This is a genomic window from Geodermatophilus sp. SYSU D01106, assembly GCF_054049995.1.
The window spans coordinates 160,791-183,238 of sequence record NZ_JBJGYM010000001.1; the positions used below are offsets into that span (position 1 = coordinate 160,791).

Consider the following 22,448-nt stretch of genomic DNA (forward strand, 5'->3'; position numbering starts at 1 on the left):
CTAGGCGGCGGAGGCCTCCCGCGCGCCCGGCCGGCGGCGGCCGGGCAGCCACACCAGGACGACGACGGCGGCGACCGCGGAGGCGGCGGCGGTGCCGACGGCGGTCAGGTGCATCGCCGAGACGAACGCGTCGCGGGCGGTGTCCTCGAGCGCCCCGGCGGCGGCGACGGTCTGCGCGTCCCCGGCGGCGCGGGCCTGCTCGGCCGTCGTCCGGGCCGCCTCCAGCGTGGCCGCGATCGACGTGCTCGCCTCCGCGCGGACGTCGGCGGGCAGCACGTCGACCGCGCGGCCGACGTTCGCGGCGTAGGCGGTCGCCAGCACCGACCCGAGGATGGCCACGCCGAGCGCGCCGCCGACCTGGCGGACGGTGTTGTTCACCGCGGCGCCGGCGCCGGCCTTCTCGCGCGGCACCACGGCCATGATCGACTCGGTCGCCGGCGCCATCACCGCGCCCATGCCGAGGCCCTGCACGGTCAGCGCGGTGAGCAGCAGCCAGAGCGGGGCGGCCTGGTCGAGCAGCTGGAAGCCCAGGAACGACAGCGTGATGAGCACGAAGCCGCCGGCGCAGACGGCCTTGGCGCCGAACCGCTCGGCGAGCCGCGAGCTGCGCGGGGCCATCAGCGCCATGCCCAGCGCCACCGGGATGAGCGCGGCGCCGGACTGCAGCGGGTCGTAGCCGCGGGCGCCCTGCAGGTAGTAGACGAGGTAGAACGTGGCGCCCATCAGCGCGAAGAAGTTCAGGCCCAGCGCCGCGGCGGCCGCGGAGAAGGCCGGGTTGCGGAACAGCGAGACGTCGAGCGCCGGGTGCGAGGAGCGCCGCTGCAGCCAGACGAACAGCGCCAGCAGCAGCGCGCCGCCGAGCAGCGGCACGAGCACGCCCGGCGTCGTCCAGCCCACCCCGGAGCCGCCGTGGATGATCCCGTAGACCAGGCCGGCGAGCGCCGCGATCGACAGCAGGACGCCGGGGACGTCGAGGCGGCCGGGCTCCGGGTCGCGCGACTCGGGGACGAACACCAGCGTGGCGACGACGCCGAGGACGGCGACCGGCACCCCGATCAGGAAGATCGCGCCCCACCAGTAGTGCGTGAGGACCGCGCCGCTGGCCAGCGGCCCGCCCGCGACGGCGAGCCCGGCGGTGGCCGCCCAGATGCCGATGGCGCGGCCGCGCTCGCCGGGCGGGAAGACGTTGGTGAGCACGGCGAGGGTGGTCGGCTGCACCGCCGCGCCGCCGACGCCCATGACCGCGCGCCAGGCGATGAGCTCCAGAGGACTGTCGGAGAACGCGGCGAGCACCGACCCGGCGGCGAAGACGGTGAGCCCGACGAGCAGCACCCGGCGGCGGCCGATCCGGTCGCCGATGACGCCCCAGGAGAACAGCAGCCCGGCGAACACGACGATGTAGGCGTCGACGGCCCACTGCAGCTCGCCCTGGGTGGCGCCGAGCTCGCGCTGCAGGGTCGGGATCGCGACGTTGAGCGTCGTGTTGCCCATGATCACCACGAGCAGGCAGACCGTCATGGTGGCCAGCACCCACCAGCGCCGGGCGTAGCCGGGGCGCTCCTCGGCGGGGGCGGCCAGGTCCTCCCGCCCGGGAGCGGTCATCCCCCGCCGTCCGGTGCGGGCGCTCCCCCGCCGTCCCTCCGGTCGGCTCCCCCGGCCTGCGCGAAGGCGGCGAAGGCCTCCAGGTTGCGCAGCGACTCCCCGCGCCTGACCCGCCACTCCCACTCGCGCCGGATCGAGGTGCCGAAGCCGATCTCCAGCAGCGTGTTGAACGAGTCGTCGGCGTAGCTGAGCACCGCGCCGAGCACGCGGTCGAGCTCCTCGGGCGTGACCGCGGCGTGCGGCAGCCGGCCGGTCAGGTAGATGTCGCCGACCCCGTCGATCGACCACGCGACGCCGTACATGCGGGCGTTGCGCTGCAGCAGGTGGGTCCACAGCTGCTCGCGGTTCTCGTCGGGCTGGCGGCAGACGAAGGCCTCCACGCGCAGCGCGTGCTCGCCGACGACGAGGCCGCAGACCGTCTTGAGCTTCTTCGTGCCGGGCAGGTCGACCAGCCAGCGGCCGGGCGCGGGGTGCTCGTGCACCAGCTCCGCCTCGCGCAGCGTGGCGTCGATGACGGCGTCGAGCGCCGCGACGACGTCACCCCGCGCGGTGCGGACCTCCTCCGGGCCGCTCACCAGGCCACCTGCGGGACCGTCGGGAGCCCGGCCACCGGCCGCAGCGCCGGGCGCGCGGCGGCGGCCATCTCCGCGCCCGCCGCCGCGTAGGCGTCGACCAGCGCGCCGGCCGTGCGGTCCCAGGAGAACGCCGCGGCGTGCCGGCGGGCGCCCGCGGCGAGCAACGGGCGGCGGGCGAGCACGGCGCGGATCGCCGCGGCGTAGGCGCCGGGGTCGCGGCTGCCGACGAGCACGCCGGAGACGCCGTCGCGCACGGCCGTGGGCAGGCCGCCCACCGCGGCGGCCACGACCGGCGTGCCGCACGCCTGGGCCTCCAGGGCCACCAGCCCGAAGGACTCGTTGTGGCTGGGGACGACGGCGACGTCGGCGGCGCGGTAGTGCAGGGCCAGCCGGTCGGGGCTCTGCGGCGGCAGGAAGCGCACCAGGTCACCGATGCCGAGGTGCGCGGCGAGCTCCTCGAGCTGGCGCGGCGCCTCCAGCCCGGAGCCGCTGGGCGCGCCGACCACGTGCACGCGCAGCCGGCCGCGCAGCGACGGGTCGTCGTCGAGCATCCGCGCGGCGGCGGCGAGCAGCAGGTCGGGCGCCTTGAGCGGCTGGATGCGCCCGACGAAGGTCAGCACCACGGCGTCGGCGGGGACGCCCAGCGCGCGGCGGGCGGCGGCGCGGTCGCCGGGGGTGAACCGGTCGAGGTCGACGCCGGGCGGGACGACCAGGGTGCGCCGGGGGTGGGCCCCGTAGTGCTCGACGAGCTGGCGGGCCTCCTCCTCGGTGTTGGCGACCAGCCGGTCGGCCTCGGCCACCACCTGCTCCTCACCGATCACCCGCGCCCGCGGCTCGGGCCGGTCGCCGTCGGCCAGGGCGGCGTTCTTCACCTTCGCGAGGGTGTGCGCGGTGTGGATGAGCGGCACGCTCCAGCGGTCCCGCGCCAGCCACCCCACCTGACCCGACAGCCAGTAGTGCGAGTGGACGACGTCGTAGTGCCCGGGCTCGTGCAGGGCCTCCTCGCGCAGGACGCCGGCGGTGAAGGCGCACAGCTGCCCGGGCAGCTCCTCCTTGCCGAGGCCCTCGAACGGGCCGGCGCTGACGTGCCGCACGGTGACGCCGGGGCTCATCTCGACCACCGGCGGCAGGTCGCTGGAGGTGGCGCGGGTGAACACGTCGACGGCGATGCCGCGCGCGGCCAGCCGCCGGGACACCTCGACGATGTAGACGTTCATGCCCCCGGCGTCGCCGGCACCGGGCTGGTCGAGCGGGCTGGTGTGCACCGAGATCGTCGCGACCCGGCGCAGCGCGCGGGAGCCGAGGCGTCGGCGAGCAGGCACCCGCGACCTCCCGCCTCACGCCGTCCCGGGCGCCGTCGCGGCACCCCTGTCGGCTCTCCATCCTGCAACAGGGACAGGATGGCCACATGCCCGGTGTCGCCGATCTCTCACCGTCCACCGCCCGTCCCCTGCCGGGGTCCGGGCGCACCGCCGTCGTCACCGGGGCCTCCAGCGGCATCGGCGCGGCCACCGCGGAGCGCCTGGCCGCGGAGGGCTTCGACGTCGTCCTGGGCGCCCGGCGGCTGGACCGGCTCGAGGCGCTGGCCGAGCGCACCGGCGGGCGGGCGCTGCAGCTGGACGTCACCGACCCGGCGTCGGTGGAGGCGTTCGCCGCCGCGCTGCCGCGGGTCGACGTCCTGGTCAACAACGCCGGCGGGGCCTTCGACACCAACCCGGTGGCCGACGCCGACCTCGACTCGTGGGCGCGCACCTACGACGTCAACGTGCTCGGCACCGTGCGGCTGACCAAGGCGCTGCTGCCGGCGCTGCGGGCCTCGGGCGCCGGCGACCTGCTGTTCGTGGGCTCCACGGCCGGGCTGGTCAGCTACGAGGGCGGGGCGTCGTACACGGCGGCCAAGCACGGCGTGCACACGCTGGCCGGGACGCTGCGCCTGGAGCTGGTGGCCGAGCCGGTGCGGGTCATCGAGATCGCGCCGGGGATGGTGCGCACGGAGGAGTTCTCGCTCAACCGCCTGGGCAGCCAGGAGAAGGCCGACGCCGTCTACCGCGGCGTGCGGGAGCCGCTGGTGGCCGAGGACGTCGCCGACTGCATCGCCTGGGCGCTCACCCGGCCGCACCACGTCAACGTCGACCTGCTCGTCGTCCGTCCCCGCGCCCAGGCCGCGCAGCACAAGGTCCACCGCGAGGACTGACGGTGCGCGTCCGCGAGGCCACCGACGCCGACTGGCCGCTCGTCTTCCCGTTCTTCCGCGCGGTGGTCGACGCCGGCCGCACCTACGCGTTCCCGGCCGGGTCGTCCCTGGACGAGGCCCGCGGGTGGTGGATGGAGGCGCCTCCGGGGCGCACGGTCGTGGCCGTCGAGGGGGACTCCGTCGTCGGCAGCGCGAAGATGGGTCCCAACCGTCCGGGGCGGGGGTCACACGTGGCGACGGCGAGCTTCCTCGTCGACCCGGCGGCCCAGGGCCGGGGCATCGGCCGGGCCCTGGGTGAGCACGTCGTCGCGTGGGCGCGGGACGCCGGCTACCGCGGCATCCAGTTCAACGCCGTCGTCGAGACGAACGCGCCCGCGGTCTCCCTGTGGCGGTCACTCGGCTTCGAGGTGGTGGGCACGGTGCCCGGCGCGTTCGACCACCCCGAGCACGGCTTCGTCGGCCTGCACGTGATGTACCTGGACCTCACCGGCCGCTGACGCGCTCGCCGACCTCGCGAGGAGTGGGGGCCGGAGGCTCCCGCGAGCGAGCGCCAGGAGGGCTCAGCGCAGCCGGGGAACGGCCCCTGGCCGCAGTGCCGGCCGGCAGGCCGACGGTGTCACAGCCGCTGCGGCTCGGGGACCAGCGTGACGCCGAACCGGTCGTGGACGGCGGTGACGACGCGGTCGGCGAAGGCCATCAGCTCCTCCGCCGTGGCGCCGGGCTCGGTGGTCAGCGCCAGGCTGTGCCGCGACGAGGTGCCCACCCGCCCGTCGCGGGTGCCGCGGCCGAAGCCCGCCGACTGCACCAGCCACGCGGCGCTGAGCTTCACCCGGCCGTCGGCGGCGGGCCAGCTCGGGCAGCCCGGCACCGCCTGCTCGGGCGGGACCACCGGGTTGGTGAAGAACGAGCCGGCGCTGCGGGTGTCGGGGTCCGCCGGGTCGACGACCATGCCCTTGCCGCGCCGCAGCTCCAGCACGGCCGCGCGGACGTCGGCCAGCGGCGCCCGCCCGCCCAGCTCGACGTCGAGGCGCTTCGCGAGCTCGGCGTACTGCACGGGGCGGGACAGCGGGCCCGCGTCGAGCGCGAAGGTGACGGTGAGGACGACGAACCGGCCGGGCTCGCGCTTGAGCCGGCTGTCGCGGTAGCCGAACGCGCAGTCGGCGTTCGACAGCACCCGCTCCTCGCGGGAGGTCCGGTCCCAGACGCGCACCTCGGTGACCGTCTGCGCGACCTCCTGGCCGTACGCGCCGACGTTCTGCACCGGCGTCGCGCCGGTGGAGCCGGGGATCCCCGACAGCGCCTCCATCCCGGCGAGCTCCTGCTCCACGGTGAGCGCCACGAGGTCGTCCCACGGCTCGCCGGCCTGCACCTCGACGACGTCGCCGCGCCGCTGCACGCCGCGGCTGCGCACCGCCACGACGTCGCCGGACCAGCCCGCGTCGGGGGCGACGACGTTCGAGCCGCCGCCGAGCACGAACAGCGGGCGCCCCGCGTCGTCGGCCTCGCGGACGGCGGCGACCAGGTCGGCGGCGGTGGTGACCTCGACCAGCCGGTCGACGGGCCCACCGACCCCGAGGGTCGTGAGGTCGGCGAGACGGGCGTCGGAGCGGACGAGCACCCGCCCACGGTAGCCACGGCCCGCCAGCCCGCCGGGGAGGCGGACTACCCTCGGGTCCGGTGAGCGAGGGCGACAGCGGGCACAAGCGCCGGGCGTCGCTCACCCCCCGCAGGGCCAACCCGCGCCTGGCCGCCGGCCGGGCCCGCGCGCTGGGCCTGCCCACCCGCGGCACCACGAACGCCAACCGGCTGCGCCGGGTCGACCGCTGGATCCTCGCCACCCAGCTCCCCCGCCTGCGCGACGCCGCCCGCCCGCTCGTCGTCGACCTCGGCTACGGCGCGTCGGCGGTGACCACCCTGGAACTCGTCGACCGGCTGGCCCCCGCCGTGCCCGGCCTCGAGGTCGTCGGGCTGGAGATCGACCCCGCCCGGGTGGCCGCCGTCGAGGCCGACCGCGACCCGCCGCGGGTCGACTTCCGCGTCGGCGGGTTCGAGCTCGCAGGGCTGCGCCCGGTGCTGGTGCGCGAGTTCAACGTGCTGCGCCAGTACGACGAGGCGTCCGCGGCGCGCGCCTGGGAGACCACCTGCGCGGCGCTGGGCCCCGGCGGGCTGCTGGTGGAGGGCACCTGCGACGAGTGGGGACGGCGGGCGACCTGGGTGGCCCTCGACGCCGACGGCCCGCTCACCCTGACCCTCGCCGCCCGCGTCGCCGACCTCGACCGGCCCTCCGACCTCGCCGAGCGGCTGCCCAAGGCGCTTATCCACCACAACGTGCCCGGGCAGCCCGTGCACGACCTGCTGCGCGCCCTCGACGCCGCCTGGGCCGCCGCGGCGGGGCTGACCGCGTTCGGCCCGCGCCAGCGGTGGGTCGCCGCGGTGCAGGCCCTCGCCGACGACGGCTGGCCGCTGGTGGGCTCCACGCGGCGCTGGCGGCACGGCGAGCTGACGGTGCGCTGGTCGGCCGTGGCGCCGTCGTGAGGCGCGGTGAGCGCCCCCCGGTGGTGCCGCCGGGTCCCACCGAGGTCGACGGCGGCACGGCCGAGCTGCTCGGCGACGCCGACCGCGACGGCTCGTGGGTGCTGATGGTCGAGGGGACGCCGCAGTCGCACGTCGACCTCGACGACCCCGCCCACCTGGAGTTCGAGTACGTCCGCCGGATGGGCCACGTGCTCGACCTGGCGGCGCCCGAGGGGCAGCCGGTCGATGCCGTGCACCTCGGCGGCGGCGCGCTCACGCTGGCCCGCTACCTCGCGGTGACCCGGCCCGGCTCGCGGCAGCGGGTGGTGGAGGTCGACCAGCGGCTCACCGACCTGGTCCGCGCGCACCTGCCGCTGCCCCGCGACGCGCGGGTGCGGGTGCGCGCCGCGGACGCCCGCGCCGGGCTGGTGGCGCTGCCGCCGGCGAGCGCCGACGTCGTCGTCAGCGACGTCTTCGCCGGGGCGCGGACGCCGGCGCACCTGACCACCGTCGAGTACGCCGCGGAGGCGCACCGGGTGCTGCGGCCCGGCGGCGTCCTGGCCGTCAACGTCGCCGACGGCCCGCCGTTGCGCTTCGCCCGCGGGCAGGTGGCCACGCTGCGGGCGGTCTTCGCGCACGTCTGCGTGCTCGCCGAGCCCGGCACGCTGCGCGGGCGGCGGTTCGGCAACCTCGTCGCGGTGGCCTCGGACGCGCCGCTGCCGGTGGCCGCCCTGACCCGGCGCTGCGCCGCCGACCCCATGCCCGCGCGGGTGGTCGAGGGCGAGGACCTGGCCCGGTTCGTGGGCCGCGCGCAGCCGGTGACCGACGCCGGGGCGGTCGCCTCCCCGGAGCCGCCGCCGGGCGTGTTCAGCCGCTGACCAGGGTCTTCCCCGATGCCGGGGTGCCCGGAGCGCGCCTAGGGTCGGGGCATGACCTATCCCGCACCGGCTCCGCGCCGGCTCGCCCGCGACACCCGCAACAAGATGATCGCCGGCGTCTGCTCCGGCATCGCCCGCCGCTACGGCATCTCGACCGGCGCCCTGCGGCTGGCCTTCGTGGTCTCGTGCATCCTGCCCGGACCGCAGTTCATCGCCTACCTGGTCCTGTGGGTGCTCATGCCGCGCGACGACCGGTACTGACCCGGCCGCCCGCGGTCACCAGGGGCTGTTGCCCCGCTGCACCCCGCGGACCGCGGGCCGCACGTCGACCAGGTAGACGACGGCGGCGATGACGGCGGGCAGGCCGAGGAAGGTCATCGGCCCGGACAGGTAGAGCACCACCGCGGCCAGCGCGGTGATCGCCGCCCAGGCCGGCTTGGTGAGCTTCCCGGCGGCCACGTAGTTGGGCGCCGGGCGGATGACCGCGTCGACGAGAGCCCAGACGGTCAGCGCGAGGGTGGCCCAGTACAGGGCCTCGAGCAGGACCGCGTCGAACGCCATGCCGGGCAGGGTACCCGCCGGGAGGGACCGCGGGCCCCCTCCGGAGGGAGGACACGGCCAGGGACGCGACAGGGCCCCGGAGCGCCTACGGCAGCTCCGGGGCCCTGGTCGGGTACCGAGGTCAGTCGGTGGTCTTGGCGGTGCGGGTGCGGCTCACGCGGGTCGAGGTGCCGGCGGCCTTGCCGCGCGCGGCGGTGGTGCGCTTGGCCGGCTTGCGGGCGGCCTTGGCGGTCGCCTCGTCGGCGGCCTCGGCGGTCTCCTCGATGGTGGCCTTGGCCGAGTCAGCGGCCTCCTCGACGGCCTCCTCCGCGCGGGCGGCGGCCTTGGTGGTCTTCGAGGCGGCCTTCTGGACGCGCGAGGTGATCTCGTCGGAGGCCTCGGTCACGGCCTCGGCGGCGTCCTCGATGACCTCCTCGACGGTCTCCTCGACGGTGTCGACGGCGGCCTCGGCCTTGGCGGCGAAGCGGCGGAAGCCGGGCTGGCGGCGCAGCTCCTGCAGCACGTCGGCGCCGCGCTCGGCCAGCACCTCGACGGTGCCGGCGGCCTGGGCGCGGGCCTGCTCGACCAGCGTGTTCAGGGTTCCGACGACGGCCTCGGGGCGGACGGCGCCGGCCAGGCCGCGGGCGCGGTCGGCGGCGAGCTCGGCGCGGGTGCGGGCCTCCTTGGTGGCCAGGTCGACCTGGACCTGGGCCTCCCCGGGGAGGGCCTCGGCGCGCGAGCGCAGCGTGGCGAGGACGGTGCGGGCCTGCGTGACGGCGAGGTCACCGGCGCCGACGGCGACCAGCAGCGGGGTGCGGCCGCGCTCGGCGACCTGCTCGAACAGGGAGGTGGCGGTGGTCATGCTGTCTCCTCGGAGATCGTGGGCCCGTCCGCGGGGACGCGGTGCGGGGCGGGGCTCGGGGCGGTGCTCGGGGAGGTGCCGGGTGTCCGCGGGGCGGCGGCGTGCTCGCGCACGTAGGTCTCGTACAGCTCGAGGAGCACGGCCTTGTGCCGTTCGGAGAGCTGCTCGTCGGACCGGATCGCCGCGATCGTGTCGGGGTTGCCGGGGCGCCGGTCGAGGATGCCCGCCTGCTCGTAGAGCGTCTCGGCGGAGATCTCCAGGCCCTTGGCGATGGCGGCCAGGATCTCCGCCGACGGCTTGCGCAGCCCCCGCTCCACCTGCGACAAGTAGGGGTTGCTCACCCCCGCGGTGCGGGCGAGCTCGCGCAGGGACACCCGGGCGGCGCTGCGCTGCTCCCGGATGAACTCCCCGACCTGCGAGCGCACGGTCGAGACCTGCTGGGCCTCGGCCGCGACGGTCTCCGCGACGCTGCCGGCGAGCTGGTCCACCTTCTCGCGGACCGACCTCACCTGACCGCTCACGAACTCGCCGGGGGTCTGCACGTACTCGACGGTAACCAGGGGTGCTAGCAGCTGCAAGCGCAGCTGCTAGCACCCCTCCGTGAGTCCTCTCACACCCGGCGTGTCCCCGCCCGGGCGCGGGTCAGGCGGTCAGCACCGCCGACGGCCGCACCTCACCGACGACGCCGTCGCCGCCGGTGACCGGCGGGGCCGACCAGCGGGCGAGCACGCCGGCGTCGACCCCGAGGCGGCGCAGCGCGGCGGCGAGCACCGGCGCGCGGCCGCGGTCGCCGCCGTCGTCGAGCTTGTAGGCGATCGCGCCGCGGCCGGGCAGCGCGGCGACGTGCACGCCGTCGGCCCCGCCCTTGACCAGCAGGCCGGGCACGGCCTCCATGAGCAGGGTGTCGTCGCGGCCGGTGCCGGCGACGTACCAGGGGTGGGCCCGCATGGCGTCCGCGACGGCCCGCTCGGGCGTCCCGGGGTCCGCGTCCACCAGCGAGCGCAGGCCGCGCGCCAGCCCGGCCAGAGACATGCCGTGCTGGGGTGCGCCGCAGCCGTCGACGACGACCGCGGCCACCGGCTCGCCGGCCGCGGCGGCCAGGCGGGCCTGGATCGCCTGCTGGAGCGGGTGCTGCGGGTCGAGGTAGTCCTCGGTCGGCCAGCCGGCCGCGACGCAGGCGGCGAGCATCGCGGCGTGCTTGCCCGAGCAGTTGAACGCCAGGCGCTCGGGAGCGCGCCCGCCGGTGATCCACGCGGCGCGCGTCTCCTCGTGCCCGGGCAGCGCGGCCGGGCAGCCGAGGGCGCCCGCGTCGAGGCCGGCGGAGGCGAGGATCGCCTCGGCGCGGTCGCGGTGGCCGTCCTCACCGGCGTGCGAGCCGGCGGCGATCGACAGCTCCTCGCCCGTGCGCGGCCGCCAGCCGGCGGCGAGATAGGTGGTGGCCTGCACCGGCTTGTTGGACGAGCGGGGCAGCACGGGGCGGGCGACGTCGCCGGCCGACCAGCGGACGTCCCCGTCGGGGCCGAGCACGACGACGGCGCCGCGGTGCACCGACTCGAGGAAGCCGGAGCGCCAGACCTCGACGAGGACCGGCGCGTCGGGCCAGGGCGCGCTCAGTGCCTGGCCTCGTCGGCGAGGAGGGCGGCGACGTCGGCCTCGCCGTTGCGGTAGCGGCGGGCGAGCTCACCGGCGAGGGCGTCCATCACCTGCTGCACACCGCGGCGGCGCTCGGACAGGGAGCCCTCCGCGGCGGCCAGGGCGCGGGCGGCCTGCTCGAGGTCGGCGTCGGGGAGCCCGGCGACGTCGGACAGGTCGACGCCGCGGGTCAGGCCGTTCACCCAGGACTCGTAGCGCTCGGGCGCCGCCGGCTGCACCGTCTGGTGGCGGCCCAGGCCGTGGGCGGGCCCGCGGCCCTTCTCGGCGAGGATCTCCGGCAGCAGGTCGACCAGCGAGCGGCCGTCGTGCTCGGCCCGGCGCTGCAGCTCCCGGCGCACGATGTCCAGCCGCCCCTGCAGCAGCCGCCGCGTGTAGGAGAGGTTGACCTCCTCCTGCTCGGCCCGGCGGCGCAGCCCGCGGACGTCGGCCATCGGGTGGGACTCGACGCCGGCGAGGAAGGCCGGGTCGAGCAGCTCGTCGACGGCCGCGCCGCCGGCGGGGGTCGGAGGGGTGCTCGCGGAGGTCACCGCCCGATGGTGGCAGACCGGACGGCGCGGACGCGGTCGCGGGCGGCGGCCCGGGTGTCGTCGAGCGCGGCGGGGGCGTCGTCGGGGTCGATCACGGCCCGCGAACCGCCCACCGTCAGCTCGTCGCCGGCGCCCACCGACTGCTTGACCAGGGCGAGCGCGACGACGCCGAGCTCGTGGTGGCGCACGACCGTGCCGGCGCGGCCGACCTCGCGCTCGCCGCGCAGCACCGGCGCGCCCGCGGCCGGCAGGTCCTCGCTGACGCCGTCGAGGTGCAGCAGCACCAGCCGCCGCGGCGGGCGGCCGAGGTTGTGCACGCGCGCGACGGTCTCCTGGCCGCGGTAGCAGCCCTTCTGGAGGTGGACGGCGCTGTCGAGCCACTCCAGCTCGTTGGGGATGGTGCGGTGGTCGGTGTCGGCGCCCAGCCGCGGACGGCGGGCCTCCACGCGCAGCGCCTCGTAGGCGTCCAGGCCGGCGGTCCCGGCACCCGCGGCGGCGAGCGCGTCGGCGCGGGCGGCGAGCTCGGCGCGCGGCACCAGCAGGTCGACCGCGGGGACGCCGTCGCCGAGGGCCGGCATGCGGCGCACCCAGCCGCCGCCGGGCAGGGCGGCGACGGCGTACGGGGCCTCAGGCGCGGGCAGGCCGGCGGCGGCGAGCACGTCGGACCCGCGGGGGCCGACGAGCGTCAGCATCGCCCAGTCCCCGGTCACCAGGGCGGGCTCGACGCGGAGCATGAAGACCATCCGCTGCAGGAAGGTCGCCAGCGCGGCGCCGGTGCCCGGCTCGACGTCGGCCCAGGTGGTGCCGCCGAGCTCGGCGAGCACGAGGTGGTGCTCGACGTGGCCCTGCGGCGAGAGGACCAGCGCCTGGGTGCCGGTGCCGTCGGCGAGCCGCTCGAGGTGCTGGCTGGTGAGGCTGTGCAGCCAGGAGAGCCGGTCGGGGCCGGGGATCACGAGGACGTCGCGGTCGCTGCGGTCGACGAGCCCGGCGCCCTCGGCGAGCAGGCGCTGCTCGCGCAGCGGGTCGCCGTGGTGGGCGGCGACGGTGCCGCCCTCGGCGACGACGGCGCCCGCTCGCGCGGCGAGGGGGGAGGTGGTGCTCATGCGGTCACTCCTGGGACGTCCCGGACTCTCGGCAGCGGCGGCACGTGCCCGACAGCGCCACGTGCCCCACGTCCAGGGTGAAACCCAGGTCGGCCGCCAGACGTTCCGCCGCCTGCTCGAGCACCTCCGGGTCGGCGGAGGAGATCTCCCCGCAGGAGGCGCAGACCACGTGCAGGTGCGGGTGCTCGGAGGCGTGGTAGACCGGCGCGCCCTTGGCGACGTGGGTGTGCCAGACCAGGCCGAGCCGCTCGAGCAGCTCCAGCGTGCGGTAGACCGTCGAGGTGTCCGGCGCCGCGCCGCCCGGCCCGGCCTGCTCGCGCAGCCGGGCGCCGATCGCCTCCGGGGTGGCGTGGTCGAGCTCCGCGACCGCCGCCAGCACCTGCTGGCGCTGGTGCGTCAGCCGCAGGCCCTGCGCGCGCAGCCGCTCCGCGAGGGGGGCACCGGGATCGGACACGCGCGACAGCCTAGGACCGGCCCGTGCTCACGGGACGGCGCTGCGCGAGGCCTCCAGCACCCGCCGCAGCGACTCCAGGTACCGCGCCGGGATGCCGTGCTCGCCGCGCGGCGGGAGGAACCGGGCGACGGTGGCGTCGGTGACCTGCGCGGCGTCGGCGGCCTCGGCGCCCAGCAGGCGGACCACCGGCTGCGAGCCCCACGAGCGGGACGCGGCCAGGTGCGCCATCGCGGCGGCGCTCTCGGCCCGCTCCCCCACGCAGTCGAACGGCTTCTCGGTGGCCCACAGCCGCCGGAAGCCGTCGGCCAGCGACGGGTCGGCGAGCGGGTTGCCGCCGAACATCTCCTCCGCCTCGGCCGGCGGGAGGAACACCGCGAAGCAGAGGAAGGTGAACAGGCACTTGTCGCAGTGCAGGCACCAGCGCTGCTCGGCCTGCCCGCCGATGCCCATGTGCTTCTGCGTGTACGAGCGGTTGCAGCTGAGGATGTCGCCCCGCAGCGGCAGGGCGGCCACGGCGGCGACCGTCGCCAGCTCCGAGAGCTGCCGGGTCAGGCTGAAGTACCCGGTGCCCACCTCCGCGGCGGCCGCGGTGAACAGCCGCTCGAAGGCGTACGACTTCGAGTACTGGTGGTTCACGCTGGCGCCGTCGACGGTGAGGGTCTCCTCGTCGGCGGACCGCTCGTTGGCGAAGACCACCGGGTCGAACCCGCCGAGGACGGCGACCAGGGTGGCGATGGCGGAGTTGATCGCGGTGACCGGCACGTGCCCGTTGAGTCCGCCCTGCGCGGTGCGCTCGGCCAGCAGCGGGTCGAGCCGGCGCCGCACCTCGACCAGCGGGACGCCGGCCGCGCGGGCGACGTCGCGCTGCGCGCCGGTGGGGTTGACCGCCAGCGCCGTCCCGTCGGGGATGACCACGAGCGCGAGCGCGGAGTCCTTGCCGCCGCCGACCGGCAGCAGCGCGCCGCGGCCGCCGGGCTCGACCGGCTGGCCCGGCTCGCGCACCTCGGCGTCGAACTCCACCCGGTGCGGCACCGGCAGCCGGTTGACGGCGGCGAACTCGCCGAGGCCGTCGGTGTAGGCGGCGCGCGCGACGGCGAGCTGCGCCGCGGTCACCGGCCGCTCGACGACCACCCGGCCGGGCGCGGCCAGCTTGTAATAGCTGGTGCCCATGACCAGGTGGACGAGGTCGAGGGCGGCGTCGAGCGCCGCCGGGGCCGGCCCGCTGCCGAGCAGCACCGGGTCGAGCACGAGCCGCTCGGTGAACTCGTCGTCGCCGAGGCGGTAGGAGAAGGCCGCCTCGCCGGTGGAGAGGTCGAGGGACCGTCCGGCGACGACGAACGCGCCGGTCTCAGACACCGGGGACGCGCTCGGCGCCGGAGTCGACGAGGATCTGCTCATAGGTGGCTGCCAACTCCTCGAAGTCGCGGAAGCGGTTGTAGCTGGGGGCGCCGGGTGAGAGGAGCACGACCCCGCCCGGCGGGGTGCCGGCGATCGCCGCCGACACCGCCTCGGCCAGGGACTGCGTCTCGGTGAGGCGCACCGCCGCCCCGGCGGCCTCCCGGCGGACGTCGCCGGCCAGCCGCGCCCCCGTGTCGGGGACGGTGACCAGCGCGACGGTGTCCCGCCGCTGCACCAACGTCGCGGCCAGGCCGGTGTAGTCCAGGCCCCGGTCCTGCCCGCCGGCGATGAGGGTGAGCGGGCGCCCGGCGAGCGCGTCGAGCGCGGCCAGCACGGACACCGGCGTGGTCGACAGCGTGTCGTCGACGAAGGTGACGCCGCCGAGCGTGGCCACGGGTGCGAGCCGGTGCGGCAGCGCCCGGAAGCCGGCGACGGCGGCGGCGACGGCATCGGCGGTCGCGGCGAGGTCGAGGCCCAGCAGGGCGCAGGCGGCCAATGCCACCTCGACGTTGCTGCGGTTGTGCGCGCCGGGCAGGTGCACCGGCTGGACGGCGTCGGCGAGGCCCGCGGGCAGCACCTCGGCGGGGTCGACGAGCTGCGCGGGCCGCAGGTACCGCTCGGCGACCGGGCGGGCCTGCGCGCCGACCGCCACGGAGCGGTCGGGGCAGCCGGCGAAGACGCGCAGCTTGTCGCGGAAGTAGGTGGCCTCCGAGCCGTGCCAGTCCAGGTGCTCGGGCGCCAGCGAGGTGAGCGCGCCGCGGCCGGCGAAGTCGGGCACGGCGGCGGCCTGGTAGCTCGACACCTCGACGACCAGCGTGCGGTCGCCGACGCCGTCGAGCACGGCGTCGAGCAGCGGGGTGCCGATGTTCCCGGCGTGCACGGCCGGGCGGCCGGCGGCGGTGAGGACGGCGGCGGCCAGCGCGCTGGTGGTGCTCTTGCCCTTGGTGCCGGTGACGCACAGCACCGGGACCCCGCGGGCGGCGGCCTCGGCCAGGGCGACGCCGGTGCCGGTGGTCACCACGGTGCGGTCGGCGAGCGACCGCGCCTCCTCGCGGTAGGGGCTGATCCCCGGCGACCGGAAGACGACGTCGCAGCCGGCGAGGTCGGCGACGTCGGCGGTGGCGGTCACGCCCGGCGGCAGGGCGGCGGGGTCGACCGGCCGGCTGTCGGCGACGAGGACGGCGGCCGCGCCGGCGTCCAGCGCGGCCCGGACGGCGGCGCGCCCCTCGCGGCCGTGACCCCACACGCCCACCCGGCGGCCGGCCAGCTCGGCGAGCCGGAGGGACCGCTCCCGCGGGGGAGGTGCCGGGCGGGGGTCCACGGCGACCACTCTACGGAGCGCCCCCCACTCCGGACGGCGACGACGGGCGGGTGCCGATACGGTGGACGACGGTGTGCCGGGAAGTCTGGTCGGCGAGCTGCCCCTGAGCGGGCAGGGCCGAGCCGACCCCTCTCCCGCCGGAGCCGCCCCATGAACGCCCCCCACGGGTCCACCCGCGTCTTCGCCCGCGGCTCCTGGACCGAGGCCAGCCGGATCGCCGCGGTCCTGCGCCGGGAGACCGTCGGCGGCCTGCTGCTGCTGGCCGGCACGGTCGTGGCGCTCGCCTGGGCCAACTCCCCCTGGAGCGGGGCGTACGAGGCGCTGCGCGACACCCGCGTGGGCCCGGCCTCGCTGCACCTTGACCTGACCCTGGGCACCTGGGCGGCCGACGGGCTGCTGGCGGTCTTCTTCTTCGTCGCGGGCCTGGAGCTCAAGCGCGAGTTCGTCGCAGGCGACCTGCGCGACCCGCGCCGGGCGGTGCTGCCGGTCGCGGCCGCGGTCGGCGGGATGGTCGTGCCGGCGGTGCTCTACGCGCTGGTCAACCTGGGCGGCGACGGCCTGCGCGGCTGGGCCATCCCGACGGCCACCGACATCGCCTTCGCGCTCGCCGTGCTGGCCGTCATCAGCACGCACCTGCCGAGCGCCCTGCGGACGTTCCTGCTCACGCTCGCCGTCGTCGACGACCTGCTGGCCATCACGATCATCGCGGTCTTCTACACGTCGTCCCTGGCGGCGGGGTGGCTCGCGCTGGCCCTGGTCCCGCTCGCCGTCTTCGGGTTCCTCGTGCAGCGGCGGGTCCGCTCCTGGTGGCTGCTGCTGCCGCTGGCGGTGCTCACCTGGGTGTTCGTCCACGAGTCCGGGGTGCACGCGACGGTCGCGGGCGTCCTGCTCGCCTTCACCGTCCCGGTGGTGCGCAGCGAGGCGGCCGGTGGCCCGGACGCCGGCCCGGGGCTCGCCGAGCACCTCGAGCACCGCTTCCGGCCCATCTCGGCCGGGATCGCCGTGCCGGTCTTCGCGTTCTTCGCCGCGGGCGTCACCGTGGGCGGCCTGTCCGGGCTGGTGGAGTCGCTCGGCGACCGCGTCGCGCTCGGGATCGTCGCCGGACTGGTCGTGGGCAAGGTCGTGGGGATCGTCGGCGCGACCTGGCTGGTCACCCGGTTCACCCGGGCGGAGTTCGCCGACGAGCTGGGCTGGCCCGACCTCGTCGGCATGGCGCTGCTCGGCGGCATCGGCTTCACCGTGTCGCTGCTCATCGGCGAGCTGGCGTTCGGCACCGGCAGCGAGCGCGACGACCACGTGAAGGTCGGCGTCCTGGTGGGGACGGTCGTGTCGGCGCTGCTGGCCGCCGTGGTGCTGCGGCTGCGCAACCGCCGGTACCGGCGCATCGAGGAGCTCGAGTCCGTCGACGAGGACGCCGACGGCATCCCCGACGTCTACCAGCGCGGACCGGACGCCCCGGGGACCCCCCGCCCGCGGCCGTTCACCGACGGCTGAAGAACGGCGTTGCAGACCCCCGGAACGGCGACGTACCGTCGAGGTACACGAGAGGGGAGGTGGTCCGAACAATTGAATTCTTATCGGACTCGTGAGGTGGCTGTCCGCTAGCCGCCGTCCAGATGGGCCGCCCGTTCGGAGTGGAATCCGAGCGGAGGCACTGATCGCCCGTCCGTCGCACGGCGGCGAGCGAGAACCGGACAGTCACCCAACCCCCGGGCCGCCGACACTTGTCCAGTCGGCCCGCGAGCTGCCTCCTCTCGAGGCGCCGCGGAGCAGCCCGGGGGTTGTCCGTTCTCCGGGGGAGGGAGCAGCGGCCGTGCAGACCGCTGGGCGCACCGCACAGGCCGGCCGCTGGATCGCCGACGCCGTCCGCGCCGCTCCGCCCGACACCGTGGCCGCCCTCGTGCCCGCCGTGTTCCCCGCGCACGCCCGGGTGTTCCACCCCGCCGTCCGCTACGAGGGCGACACCGACGTCTTCGTCCGCTGGGACGAGGTGGCCGCGGCCAACGGGACGACGCCGCACCGGCTTATGCAGTGGCCCGGCATCACCGGCTCGTGGGAGTACCTCGGCGAGGACGACCAGCCCGGGCTGTGGAACGACGCCCCTGCCGAGGGGCACCTCGCCGCGCACGTCGCCGGCGAGCTCGCCGCCGTCCTGGCCGCGCACACCGCCGGCCCCGGCGAGTGCTGGTTCGGCTGGGACGACGAGGGGGCGGCCGACCTGCCGCGGCTGCGCCTCCCCCGCGCCGACCTCCTGCTCGTCCGCGCCCCGGTCGACCGGGCGGCCACCAACTTCGCCCCCGAGCCGCGCGAGCAGAGCGCCACGCTGTGGTGGCCGGCCGACCGGTCCTGGTGCGTGGTCACCGACCCGGCACTGACCAGCACGTACGTGGGCGCGAGCGTCGCCGCCGTCGACGAGCTGCTGGCCAGCCGGCTGGAGGTCGCGCCGGCGCTGCCCGGCGACCCGGTCACCCCCGACAGCGACCCGGTCAACCGGGTCGACGCCCGGGGCTGACCCCTCAGACCCCCGCGCCCACCGGGGCGCCGGCGGTCGCCGCGACCACCTCGTCCCACGGGGTGGCGGCCAGGCCGAAGGTCCGCTCGGTCGCCGAGGCGTCCAGCACGTACTCCTGGTCGAACTGGTGCCGCACGTCGACCACCTCGCGCATCATCGGCGAGAACCAGCCCATCGCGGTGAGCACCGGCCAGGGCAGCCCGCTCACCGGGGCCGGCGCCCGGCCCAGCGCGCGGGACAGGTCACCGAGCGCCTGGCGCTGGGAGCGCGGGGCGCCGCTCGGCACGTGCCAGGCCCGCCCGAGCGCGCGCTCGTCGGTGCCGAGGACGGCGAGGGTCGCGGCGACGTCGGGCAGGTAGGTCCAGCTGCGCGGGGCGTCGGGGTCGCCCACCACCCAGGCGCGCCGGCCGCGACGCAGCGCCGGCAGCTGCCGCACCAGGTGCGACTGGGCGGCCGGCACCTGCGGGCCGACGAAGTCGCCGGCGCGCGCCTCGGTCATCCGGATGCGGCCGGCCTCGTGGGCGGCGAGCGCGTCGCGCCACATCGCCACCCGCACCCGGCCCTTGGTGTCGGTGGCCGCCAGCGGGCTGTCCGGGGTCATCGGCCCGGCAGGGCGGCCGTAGACGTAGAGGTTCGACATGGTCACCAGCACGGCGCCGGTGCGCTCGGCGGCGGCGAGCAGCGCGGCCGCGACCGGTGGCCAGTCGGTGGTCCAGCGGTGGTAGGCCGGGTTGACGGCGTTGTAGAGCGCGGCCGCGCCGGCGGTGGCGGCGGTGAGCGCGGCGGCGTCGGCCGCGTCCACCCGGCGGTGCTCGACGGCGCCGGTGGAGATCCCGCCGCTGCGCGACAGGACGCGTACCTGGTGCCCCCGGGCGGCCAGCAGGTCCGCCGTCGTCGTGCCCACGGGGCCCTTGCCCACGATCACGTGCAGTGCCATGAGGACTCCTCGTCCGGTCGGCGAGAGCGGTGCTCTCGTTCGAGGACGACGCTCCCACCCGTCCGGTCCGGCGTCAAGAGCAGTGCTCTCTCTTGCGTCTGCCGCTCTCATCGGCGGAGGATGCCGGGGTGTCCACCGCCCGCGAGCGCGTCCGCGCCGAGATCACCGCCGAGATCACCGCGGCCGCGCGCCGGCAGCTCGCCGAGGTGGGCGCGGCCGCGCTCTCGCTGCGGGCGGTGGCCCGCGACGTCGGGATGGTGTCGTCGGCGGTCTACCGCTACTTCCCGAGCCGCGACGACCTGCTGACCCGCCTGATCATCGACGGCTACGACGCCCTCGGGACGGCGGCCGAGACCGCCGACGACCCGGCCGCCGGGCCGGAGGAACGCTGGGCCGCGGTGTGCGGCGCGGTGCGGGACTGGGCCCGGACGCACCCGCACGAGTACGCGCTGCTCTACGGCTCGCCGGTGCCCGGTTACTCGGCGCCGCGCGACACGGTGCCGGCCGCGTCGCGGGTCGGGATCGTGCTGGGCACGATCCTGGGCGACGCAGCCCGCGCCGGCCGGCTGACCGGCGGCAGCGGGGACGGTGGGAACGGCCGGGTGCCCGGGCTGATCGGCGACGCCGCCGTCGAGGTCCTGGGGAAGGGCGCCCCGGGGGTCGACGACGCCGTCCGCGTGCGCGCCCTGCTGGCCTGGAGCTCGCTGTTCGGCAGCATCAGCTTCGAGCTGTTCGGCCACCTCGTGGGGTCGGTCGAGGACGCCGACGCCTACTTCGCCCGCGTGGTGGCCGAGCTGGGGACGCTGGTCGGGCTGGGCCCGGCCCGCTAGAGCGCCGCGAGCTCCGCCTCGAGGTCGTCGAGGCCCAGGGACCCCTGCGACAGCGCCGCCATGTGCCACGCCTTGAGGTCGAACGCGGCACCGCGGGCCCGCTGCGCCGCCGCCCGGCCGGCCAGCCACGCCCGCTCCCCCAGCTTGTAGCTGATCGCCTGCCCGGGCAGGCCCAGGTAGCGGATGAGCTCGCTGTCGAGGAAGGCCGGGTCACTGCCCAGGTGCTCGCCGGCGAACGCCCGCGCGAGCTCCGGCGTCCACGGCTCCCCGCGGTGCCCGGCGAGCACGCCCTCGGCGTCGGCGGGGACGGGCAGCCGCAGGTGCATGCCGATGTCGATGACCACCCGGATCGCGCGCAGCTGCTGGGCGTCGAGGTAGCCGAGGCGGGCGCCGGGCTCGGTGAGGTACCCGAGCTCGTCCATGAGCCGCTCGGCGTACAGCGCCCAGCCCTCGACGTTGGCGCTGACCGAGCCGAGCGACGTCTGGTAGGTGGACAGGTCGCCGGAGACGTACGCCCACTGCGCGAGCTGCAGGTGGTGGCCGGGGACGCCCTCGTGGTACCAGATCGAGACGAGGTCCCAGAGCGGGAAGCGCTCGCGGCCCAGGGTCGGCAGCCAGGTGCGGCCCGGGCGGGAGAAGTCCTGCGCCGGGCGGGTGTAGTACGGCGCGGCCGCGCTGCCGGGCGGCGCGATCATCGCCTCCACCCGGCGCACCGGCTCGGCGAGGTCGAAGTGCGTGCCGTCGAGCGCGGTGATCGCCTCGTCCATCATCGCCTGCAGGCGCTGCCGGATCGCCTCGACGCCGTCGACGGCGGGCCCGTGCTCGTCGAGCCAGGCCATCGCCTCCCTCGGCGAGGACCCCGGCCGCAGCGCCTCCGCCTCGGCCCGCTGCTCGGCCAGCAGCCGCCGGTGCTCGTCCCAGCCCCAGGCGTAGGCCTCCTCCAGGCCCTGCCCGGCGCCGAGGTCCGAGCCGTTCCACCGGCGGGCGGCGACGGCGTAGCGGTCGCGGCCGACGGCGTCCGGCGTGCCCTCGGCCCGCGGGAGGTACTCGTCGCGCAGGAAGTCGCGGACCTCGGCCACCGCGGCGTCGGCCGCGCGGGCGGCGGCGTCGAGGTCGCGGCGCACGGCGTCCGGGCCGGAGGCGGCCAGGCCGGTGAAGAACGGCCCGGACAGCCACTCGCCGAGCTGGCCGACGACGGTGGACACCTGGCGCGGCGCCACGAGCAGGCCGCGCCGGGCGCCCTCGCGCAGGGTGTCGAGGTAGCCGCGGTACGCCTCGGGCACCCGGGCCATCCGGCGGGCCACCACGCCCCAGTCGTCGTCGGTCGCGGTCGGCATGAGCAGGAACACCGAGCGGATCGAGTGCACCGGGCTGAACAGGTTCGACAGCGCGCGGAAGCCCTCGCCCGCGTCGTGGGCCAGCAGTTCCGCGCCGAGGCGCTCGCGCAGCAGCCGGGCGCAGCGGCGCTCGACCGGGTCGGCGTCCAGCGCGGGGTCGGCGGCGAGGACGGCGTCGAGCTCGGCCAGCGTGCGGCGGGTCAGCTCGGCCTCGGCCTCGATGCCCGCGGGGCTCGGGTCGGGCAGCCGGTCGTCGCCGGGCCGGGTGCCCAGCGACGTCGCGACGATCGGGTCGAGGTCGCAGACGGCGTCGACGTAGCGGTCGGCCACCTGCCGGGGTGTGGCGCCCGGGGCGGTCACCGGAGGCGCTCCAGCCGCGCCGACATGGTGGGCCGCAGGTCGGTGTCGGCGCCGGCCCGGTCGATGGCGTACATGAGCGCGCCGTCGACGATGCCGTACAGCCGTACGGCGCGCGTGGTGTCCGGCGCGTCGGGCGTGCGGGCCACGACGTCGCTGGTCAGCTCCCAGCTGGTGGTGGTCCGCGCCGTGCCGACGTAGAGCTCGATGATCCCGTCGGGGCTGGCGACCAGCAGCTCGACGTCGTCCTCGCCGCGCGGCCGCCAGAAGCCCGACTCGCGGGTGGCGGGGCCCGCCACGGCGCCGTCGTCGCCGATCAGCCAGGCGCGGGCCTCGTAGGCGAGGAAGTCGCGGCCGTCGTGGGCGAAGCGGATCCACTGGCCGAAGCGCCGGTCGCCGGCGTCCCCGCCGGCCAGCACGCCCTCGCCGTGCCACTCGCCGAGCAGCGGCAGCACCGACAGCAGCCCGTGGGCCACCTCGGGTCCCGAGCGGACGTCGACGGTGTCGGCGACGGGCAGTTCGGTCGGGCCGGTCACCGGCCGGCGTCCCGCGGAGGCATGCCCGCCACGGTAGTCAGCGGCCGCGCGCCCCGCGGCCCGGCGGGGGGACGGCGGCCCGGGCGGCAGGCCGGTCGGTGCTGCGGGCGGCGGCGCGGGCGGCGGTCCGGTCGGCGCTGCGGGCGGCGGCACGGTCGGCGGCCCGGCGCTCCCGGCGCGGGCGGCCCGCGGGCCGGGCCAGCCGCCCGACGGCGACCGCGCAGCCCAGCGCCAGCAGCGCGGCGAGCGCGACGAGGACCCACGCGGCGACCACGGCGCCACGGTAGGCGCGCCCGGCCGGGGTCGGACGGCGGACCC

At 77.0% G+C, this 22,448-nt stretch carries 25 protein-coding genes; 8 read left to right on the plus strand and 17 right to left on the minus strand.

Going from position 1 to position 22,448, the window contains the following annotated elements:
• The 3 genes from ACI78R_RS00880 to mshA are packed head-to-tail and all read right to left on the minus strand — an operon-like array spanning position 1 to position 3,499.
• On the minus strand, positions 1-1,602 hold the full coding sequence (locus ACI78R_RS00880; protein ID WP_457039335.1) for an MFS transporter: 1,602 nt from the start codon (positions 1,600-1,602) through the stop codon (positions 1-3).
• Positions 1,599-2,177, minus strand: a complete 579-nt coding sequence (locus tag ACI78R_RS00885) for a YbjN domain-containing protein (RefSeq protein ID WP_336028381.1) — start codon at positions 2,175-2,177, stop codon at positions 1,599-1,601. Before ACI78R_RS00885 ends, ACI78R_RS00880 begins: the two co-directional genes overlap by 4 nt.
• A complete protein-coding gene (mshA, locus tag ACI78R_RS00890) occupies positions 2,174-3,499 on the minus strand; it encodes a D-inositol-3-phosphate glycosyltransferase (RefSeq protein WP_457039336.1) in 1,326 nt (441 codons plus the stop codon). The genes ACI78R_RS00885 and mshA overlap by 4 nt, the downstream gene beginning before the upstream one ends.
• 86 nt (positions 3,500-3,585) lie before the next feature.
• Between mshA and ACI78R_RS00895 the strand changes: the two genes are divergently transcribed.
• Positions 3,586-4,371 (plus strand): SDR family oxidoreductase, encoded by a 786-nt coding sequence (locus ACI78R_RS00895; protein ID WP_073421242.1) that lies wholly within the window; start codon positions 3,586-3,588, stop codon positions 4,369-4,371.
• Positions 4,372-4,373: 2 nt separating this feature from the next.
• Positions 4,374-4,868 carry a GNAT family N-acetyltransferase gene (locus ACI78R_RS00900; protein ID WP_073421241.1) on the plus strand — a complete coding sequence of 165 codons (495 nt, stop codon included), beginning with the start codon at positions 4,374-4,376 and terminating at the stop codon, positions 4,866-4,868.
• 119 nt (positions 4,869-4,987) lie between these two features.
• On the opposite strand, the gene ACI78R_RS00905 is transcribed toward ACI78R_RS00900, so the two are convergent.
• Positions 4,988-5,989, minus strand: coding sequence for a UDP-N-acetylmuramate dehydrogenase (locus ACI78R_RS00905; protein ID WP_336028385.1), 1,002 nt, complete (start codon positions 5,987-5,989; stop codon positions 4,988-4,990).
• 59 nt (positions 5,990-6,048) lie between these two features.
• Between ACI78R_RS00905 and ACI78R_RS00910 the strand changes: the two genes are divergently transcribed.
• From ACI78R_RS00910 to ACI78R_RS00920, 3 genes are read left to right on the plus strand one after another with little or no spacing between them, the layout of a single operon-like run.
• On the plus strand, positions 6,049-6,906 hold the full coding sequence (locus ACI78R_RS00910) for a class I SAM-dependent methyltransferase (protein WP_457039337.1): 858 nt from the start codon (positions 6,049-6,051) through the stop codon (positions 6,904-6,906).
• A 20-nt stretch (positions 6,907-6,926) separates the two neighbouring features.
• A complete protein-coding gene (locus tag ACI78R_RS00915; RefSeq protein WP_457039338.1) occupies positions 6,927-7,763 on the plus strand; it encodes a spermidine synthase in 837 nt (278 codons plus the stop codon).
• A 51-nt stretch (positions 7,764-7,814) separates the two neighbouring features.
• Entirely contained in the window at positions 7,815-8,024 is a 210-nt protein-coding gene (locus ACI78R_RS00920) for a PspC domain-containing protein (protein ID WP_073421237.1), read from the plus strand.
• Between the two features lie 15 nt (positions 8,025-8,039).
• On the opposite strand, the gene ACI78R_RS00925 is transcribed toward ACI78R_RS00920, so the two are convergent.
• The 9 genes from ACI78R_RS00925 to murD all read right to left on the minus strand — a co-directional run bounded on the left by ACI78R_RS00925 (position 8,040) and on the right by murD (position 15,621).
• Entirely contained in the window at positions 8,040-8,324 is a 285-nt protein-coding gene (locus ACI78R_RS00925; RefSeq protein ID WP_073421236.1) for a DUF2516 family protein, read from the minus strand.
• 121 nt (positions 8,325-8,445) lie between these two features.
• On the minus strand, positions 8,446-9,165 hold the full coding sequence (locus ACI78R_RS00930) for a hypothetical protein (RefSeq protein ID WP_073421235.1): 720 nt from the start codon (positions 9,163-9,165) through the stop codon (positions 8,446-8,448).
• Positions 9,162-9,707 carry a helix-turn-helix domain-containing protein gene (locus ACI78R_RS00935; RefSeq protein ID WP_083628746.1) on the minus strand — a complete coding sequence of 182 codons (546 nt, stop codon included), beginning with the start codon at positions 9,705-9,707 and terminating at the stop codon, positions 9,162-9,164. The genes ACI78R_RS00930 and ACI78R_RS00935 overlap by 4 nt, the downstream gene beginning before the upstream one ends.
• Before the next feature lie 100 nt (positions 9,708-9,807).
• A complete protein-coding gene (locus tag ACI78R_RS00940; RefSeq protein ID WP_457039490.1) occupies positions 9,808-10,779 on the minus strand; it encodes an asparaginase in 972 nt (323 codons plus the stop codon).
• Entirely contained in the window at positions 10,776-11,345 is a 570-nt protein-coding gene (locus ACI78R_RS00945) for an RsiG family protein (RefSeq protein ID WP_457039339.1), read from the minus strand. Before ACI78R_RS00945 ends, ACI78R_RS00940 begins: the two co-directional genes overlap by 4 nt.
• Positions 11,342-12,448, minus strand: coding sequence for a CAF17-like 4Fe-4S cluster assembly/insertion protein YgfZ (ygfZ, locus tag ACI78R_RS00950; protein ID WP_457039340.1), 1,107 nt, complete (start codon positions 12,446-12,448; stop codon positions 11,342-11,344). The genes ACI78R_RS00945 and ygfZ overlap by 4 nt, the downstream gene beginning before the upstream one ends.
• A gap of 4 nt (positions 12,449-12,452) precedes the next feature.
• A complete protein-coding gene (locus ACI78R_RS00955; protein WP_073421231.1) occupies positions 12,453-12,902 on the minus strand; it encodes a Fur family transcriptional regulator in 450 nt (149 codons plus the stop codon).
• A gap of 27 nt (positions 12,903-12,929) precedes the next feature.
• Positions 12,930-14,258, minus strand: coding sequence for a hypothetical protein (locus ACI78R_RS00960; RefSeq protein WP_073421230.1), 1,329 nt, complete (start codon positions 14,256-14,258; stop codon positions 12,930-12,932).
• Complete coding sequence (gene murD / locus ACI78R_RS00965; protein WP_457039341.1) at positions 14,251-15,621, minus strand: UDP-N-acetylmuramoyl-L-alanine--D-glutamate ligase; 1,371 nt, start codon at positions 15,619-15,621, stop codon at positions 14,251-14,253. The genes ACI78R_RS00960 and murD overlap by 8 nt, the downstream gene beginning before the upstream one ends.
• A 150-nt stretch (positions 15,622-15,771) precedes the next feature.
• Between murD and nhaA the strand changes: the two genes are divergently transcribed.
• Together nhaA and ACI78R_RS00975 are read left to right on the plus strand one after the other, a co-directional pair.
• Positions 15,772-17,115, plus strand: coding sequence for a Na+/H+ antiporter NhaA (gene nhaA / locus ACI78R_RS00970; RefSeq protein WP_073421229.1), 1,344 nt, complete (start codon positions 15,772-15,774; stop codon positions 17,113-17,115).
• Positions 17,116-17,434: 319 nt separating this feature from the next.
• Complete coding sequence (locus tag ACI78R_RS00975) at positions 17,435-18,133, plus strand: hypothetical protein (RefSeq protein ID WP_073421228.1); 699 nt, start codon at positions 17,435-17,437, stop codon at positions 18,131-18,133.
• Between the two features lie 4 nt (positions 18,134-18,137).
• Here the strand turns inward: ACI78R_RS00975 and ACI78R_RS00980 are convergent, their stop codons facing one another.
• A complete protein-coding gene (locus ACI78R_RS00980) occupies positions 18,138-19,070 on the minus strand; it encodes an NAD-dependent epimerase/dehydratase family protein (protein WP_457039342.1) in 933 nt (310 codons plus the stop codon).
• A 128-nt stretch (positions 19,071-19,198) separates the two neighbouring features.
• Between ACI78R_RS00980 and ACI78R_RS00985 the strand changes: the two genes are divergently transcribed.
• A complete protein-coding gene (locus tag ACI78R_RS00985; RefSeq protein WP_457039343.1) occupies positions 19,199-19,900 on the plus strand; it encodes a TetR/AcrR family transcriptional regulator in 702 nt (233 codons plus the stop codon).
• Here ACI78R_RS00985 and ACI78R_RS00990 read toward each other — a convergent pair.
• From ACI78R_RS00990 to ACI78R_RS01000, 3 genes are read right to left on the minus strand one after another with little or no spacing between them, the layout of a single operon-like run.
• A complete protein-coding gene (locus tag ACI78R_RS00990; protein WP_457039344.1) occupies positions 19,897-21,597 on the minus strand; it encodes a DUF885 domain-containing protein in 1,701 nt (566 codons plus the stop codon). The two genes, ACI78R_RS00985 and ACI78R_RS00990, sit on opposite strands and share 4 nt — an antisense overlap.
• Complete coding sequence (locus ACI78R_RS00995; protein ID WP_457039345.1) at positions 21,594-22,130, minus strand: FABP family protein; 537 nt, start codon at positions 22,128-22,130, stop codon at positions 21,594-21,596. Before ACI78R_RS00995 ends, ACI78R_RS00990 begins: the two co-directional genes overlap by 4 nt.
• 37 nt (positions 22,131-22,167) lie before the next feature.
• The gene (locus ACI78R_RS01000) at positions 22,168-22,404 is read right to left on the minus strand and encodes a hypothetical protein (protein WP_457039346.1); all 237 of its coding nucleotides are present in this window, start codon (positions 22,402-22,404) and stop codon (positions 22,168-22,170) included.
• Positions 22,405-22,448 lie beyond the last annotated feature (44 nt).